Source organism: Candidatus Micrarchaeia archaeon (genome assembly GCA_041650355.1).
Classification (GTDB): domain Archaea; phylum Micrarchaeota; class Micrarchaeia; order Anstonellales; family Bilamarchaeaceae; genus JAHJBR01.
This window is the reverse complement of record JBAZLI010000078.1, coordinates 1-4,362: the sequence shown is the minus strand read 5'-3', so window position 1 is coordinate 4,362 and position 4,362 is coordinate 1. Positions and strand designations below refer to the sequence as shown.

At 56.0% G+C, this 4,362-nt stretch carries 4 protein-coding genes; 3 read left to right on the top strand and 1 reads right to left on the bottom strand.

Annotated features, from left to right (window positions below):
* Together WC488_04815 and WC488_04810 are read left to right on the top strand one after the other, a co-directional pair.
* Positions 1 to 1,435, top strand: a 1,435-nt coding sequence (locus WC488_04815; protein ID MFA5077719.1) for an AAA family ATPase, incomplete at its 5' end; no start/stop codon positions are given.
* A gap of 121 nt (positions 1,436 to 1,556) precedes the next feature.
* Complete coding sequence (locus WC488_04810; GenBank protein MFA5077718.1) at positions 1,557 to 1,823, top strand: hypothetical protein; 267 nt, start codon at positions 1,557 to 1,559, stop codon at positions 1,821 to 1,823.
* 46 nt (positions 1,824 to 1,869) lie between these two features.
* Here the strand turns inward: WC488_04810 and WC488_04805 are convergent, their stop codons facing one another.
* Positions 1,870 to 3,399, bottom strand: coding sequence for a hypothetical protein (locus tag WC488_04805; GenBank protein MFA5077717.1), 1,530 nt, complete (start codon positions 3,397 to 3,399; stop codon positions 1,870 to 1,872).
* 87 nt (positions 3,400 to 3,486) lie between these two features.
* Here WC488_04805 and WC488_04800 point away from each other — a divergent pair.
* On the top strand, positions 3,487 to 4,362 hold an 876-nt coding region (locus WC488_04800; protein MFA5077716.1), incomplete at its 3' end, for a hypothetical protein.

The following is a 4,362-nucleotide window of genomic DNA, read 5'->3' as shown; positions in this document are numbered from 1 at the left end:
CGTGCTGGAAGCCACATCCGTTTCCCTGAAAAAAGAGGCGGTGGAACTGCAATCCAGGCACACTTCTGCTTCAAAGGAGCTGGGCTCGCTGGAGGGGCGCATGGAGCTCGGGCGCTCCGCGGCAGCCGAACTCGCCTCAGCAACCAGGGAACTCAAGCTCCTCCTGGCCGGAAAAAAACCGGCCGAAGCAGAGGAAGCGTGCAAAATACTTGAGCGCGAGCTGATTGAAATTTCCTCGCGCGCCCAGTCCATCTCCTCGGAGCTCCGCAGGCTCGAGGAAGGCGTGAAGAAGCTTGAGCCAGGCATGTCGAAATGCCCGGTGTGCAGGAGCCCCATAACCCCCGAAGGCATGAAGCACGTTTTTGGGGAGTGCGCACGTGAAACCGCATCCATGAAGGAGGAACTGAAATGCGTTTCCTCAGATAAGGAATCCAAGTCCAGGGCGAAATCCGGGCTGGACGCAGCGTTGCGCAGAATCCAGAACCTCTCGGAGCGGGCGCGCATGCTTGAAAAACAGATTTCCGAATCCGGAAGCCTTGGGGAAACGGCGGCCGCTGCGCGCGCAAGCCTCTCTTCCCTGGGAACCCAGCTCGAAGCGAAAAGAAAATCCGTGGATTCTATTTCAACAGAATTGCAGAAAGCGCGCGATGCGCGCTCGCAGCTCGAAGACGCCCTTGCGAAGGCGAAGAAGCTCGCGGAGCTGCAATCCTCGCTCGCCAGGCACGAGGGCGAACTCAAGTCCCTGGGCTTCGGAGAAACCGAGTTCGAATCCGCCAGAACATCGTTCGAATCAGCCAGGAACGAAGGCGACAAGCTCGCGATATCCCTAGCATCTGCAAGGTCCGAGCACAGAAGCTGCGCCGAACTCCTAAAGTCCGCGTCCTCCGAAGCCGAGGATTTGGAATCCATCGCGCGCCAGGTTTCGAAGCTCGAGCGCGAGTGCGAGGAAATGTCAATTTACAGGAACGCGCTCGTGGAAACCCAAGCCGAGCTCAGGACCGAGGTGGTGGCCGCGCTGAATTCCGCGATGAACGAGATATGGGCAATCATCTATCCCTACGCGGATTACAAGGGCCTGCGCATGATTGCCGACGAATCCGGTTACAAATTCGAGATTTCCGACGGCTCGTGGAGGCCGGCTGAGCTTGCCAGCGGAGGCGAGCGCGCCACCATCGCGCTTTCGCTCAGGATAGCCCTCGCCACAGTGCTTACTCCGAACATCAGCATGCTCATCCTCGACGAGCCCACGCACAATCTCGACAAGGAGGCAGTGGGAGTGCTCGCCCGCGTGCTCCAGTACAACCTTCCCGAGCTGATAGGGCAGGCCTTCGTGATAACCCACGACGAGGAGCTCATGGGCTCCGAATTCGCGAGCACGTACAGGATGCGGAGGGACAAGAAGGAGAACGGTCCCACAATGTGCGAGGAAATTTAGCCGCCCCATGCATCCAGGGGAACAGTTTCGGCCACCGAATGCGATAGTTTTATATCCCTAATTCCTGAAGGAAAAACAGCAACCATCGCGGGCCGGAGCCCGCGCAGGTTCAGGTGAGCCAATGAAGTACGTTATCGAAAAAGCGAAAGGGGCGTTCTACGCCGGTTCAGAAAAGCTGGCCCAAAAAGGACTCAAGCTCAGAAGGTACCTAAGCCTGAATTCGGTCAGGAAGATGGTCTCCTCGCTCCACCTTTCAGCCTCTTCCTTGCTGTTCCGCGGGGTGACCAGGAGCGAGCAGAAGAAGATACTTGCCCAGGGAAAAGCCGCAAAGAAAACCAGGCCTAAGAAGAGGGCGAAAACAAAGGCAAGGGCGAAAAAGAGAAGGTGAATCCGCGCAGGCCTGGCCACCGCAAGGAATTCCGCGTTCTTTTCCATTACTTTCCGAGTTGCGAGTATATGACATCCTTGTCTATGGGTATCTCCACTCCGAGCACCTTGTGCGCGAATATGAACATCTCCGCGAACTTCTCCTTCTCAGTAGTCACTATCTGAGCCATCTGCTTTATGCCCATGTCCTTTCCTATGAGCTCGTAAAGCAACACCCCCTCGCGCCCGTACCTCTTGTATATAGAAACAGAATCCTCGCCGTACATCTTCACCACGTCCTTCCGGTCCAGCGGCCTCATTATGACCGCCTTGTTCCCGGCTAGGAAGGAAAGAATGTTCCTTACCTCGTAGACCGGCATCCTGAGGTCCATGCTCAGGTCTATGTCAGTCCTGCCCCCCTTTCCGAGCGCGTCGAAAACCTTGGTCCCCTTCTCCCCGTATTTCAGCGCCACTTTGGCCCGCATCTCTATGTCCTTGAATATTCCTCCCTGGAGCTTGGTGGCCATCTCCACAGGATTCGGGTCCCGCACGTTCGTGCCGGTTTCGCTGTCCTCAAGCGGGCTGAACCTGTCCTTTTCCTCCTCTGATTCAGGCGCAGGCCTGCTTTCCGGGTGCTCGAGCTTGATTATGCCCTGCTTCTCCATGAACTCGAGCATCTCTATGAGCTTCGCCTCGCTCACGCCGGTCTCGTTCATTATCTCCTCGGCGTTCTTCTGGCCGTCTATGAGCGAATACACCTTCAGCCCTATCTCGCCGTACTTGTCAAGTATGATTTTCCTCACCGGGTCGGATTCCCTCTGCTCCTCTGGTTCGATGCCCGGCTCCTCTTCGTCCCTGTCCTTCGGTTGCTCGGGATCATCCTGCTCAGGGCCTATGGGTTCCTCCGCCTTCCCAGGTTCCTGCACTTCTTCATCTTCCTGCGGCTCCTCAGTTTTTTCCTCGCTCCCTTCTTCACCCTCCTTCGGCTCCTCGTCTTCGCTCTTCTTCCCGGCACCCTTCCAGCGCCCTTCGCTTTCCCCCGCACTCTCTTCCTCAGGGCTTATGGGGACTATTTCCTCTTCGGCTTCCTGCGTCTCCTCCTTGCTCTCAGCCTTGGATTCCTCGGGCTCCTCCTTCGCCTCTTTAGCTTCCTGCTCTTCCACTGCCTTCTCTTCTTCAACAGGCACTATCTCTTCGCCGCTTTCCTTCTTCTCCATCTCCTGCTCCACCAAATCCCTGAGCCTGCTCCTCGGCCTGGGAGCCGGCTCGATTTTCTCCTCTGGCGCAGGAGCCTCTTCAGGTGCTTCCTCCTCCTTCTCTTCAGCCGCTACTTTTTCTCCGGGCTCCCTTTTCCCGGCGCTTCTCTCGCCGATGATTTCGGCCATGCCCTGCTCCTCGAGCCAGCCCGCAACCTCGTCTGCAAAATCCGGCTCGATGCCCAGCTCGGCGCAAAGCTCGCTGCAGCCCAGCTTCCCATTGGCCGCCTTGTAGAGCCTCAGCCCCTTCTCCCCGAATTTCTTGAGCACTGCATTCTGGTTCCTGAATCGCTGGAGCGGGCCTTTCTCAAGCTTCTTTACTGTGTAATCTGTTTTTGGCATTTGAACACGCATTTTTAGCAATTTTATGGGGTGATTACTCCTTATTGGATATAATATATTTATTAATTATTACCTCTAAATCCAAACATGGAGTTTGACGAAATGCTGATTTCGACAGGCGTAGAATCTCTCATAAAACTCGTGCGGGAAAAGGGAAAAATCGAAATAACCATGGCGTCCCGCCTTCTCAACATCCCCATATCAACAATAGAGGAATGGTCCCATGCCCTCGAATCCGAGGGGATAATATCCATAGAGTACCAGCTCACCAAGGTTTACCTCAAATGGACCGCCATCACCGAGGAAAAGGCCACCGCGGAAACCCAGAAGCTCGAAACCGAGAAATCCGGGCTCGTGAAGGAAGTGATGGCGCTCGAGGAGAAATCCCAGGCCAACCTCAAGGCGGTGCAGGGCTTCAAGGACGAATTCAACGCGAACTACGAGAAGCTCGCGGCCAAATTAGACGAGCTTTCTAAAAAGGGCGCAGTTACTGGAAGCTCCAGGGCAGGCCAGGAAGACGCGTACTACAAGGCGCTCGACCAGCTCGAGGAGGTGCGCAGCCAGGTTGGCCAGGTAAAGGATTCCATCGCGTTCACGAAAGAGCAGTTGGAGAAGACGCGGAACGAACTAATCGGTTCGGACGTCGAGAAGAAAACCACCGCGCTGGTCTCCTCCAGGAAAAACATCTCCTCGCTCAAGAAGGAGCTGGAGTCCATGGAGGCCGAGGTCTCGAAGCTGGCCGGTACTCTCTCTTCCAAGAAGATGGACGTGCCGTCGCTCAGGAAGACCGCGGACACGATAACATCCGAGTATTCATCAGTGAAGCAGAGGCTGGACAAGGAGAAGGAGGTGCTCGGGGAGATGAACTCCCTGCTTTCGCTCGTAGGCGGCGCGAAGAAGGAAATTTCCACCCTGCGCTCCTCCACCGAATCGGTGATGAAGGAGCTGAAGGGATTCAAGGGC

What these genes read in the sequence shown, in the direction of transcription:
- WC488_04810 (MFA5077718.1), top strand. Translation starts at nt 1,557, where the DNA reads ATGAAGTACGTTATCGAAAAAGCGAAAGGGGCGTTCTACGCCGGTTCA.
- WC488_04805 (MFA5077717.1), bottom strand. Translation starts at nt 3,399, where the DNA reads ATGCCAAAAACAGATTACACAGTAAAGAAGCTTGAGAAAGGCCCGCTC.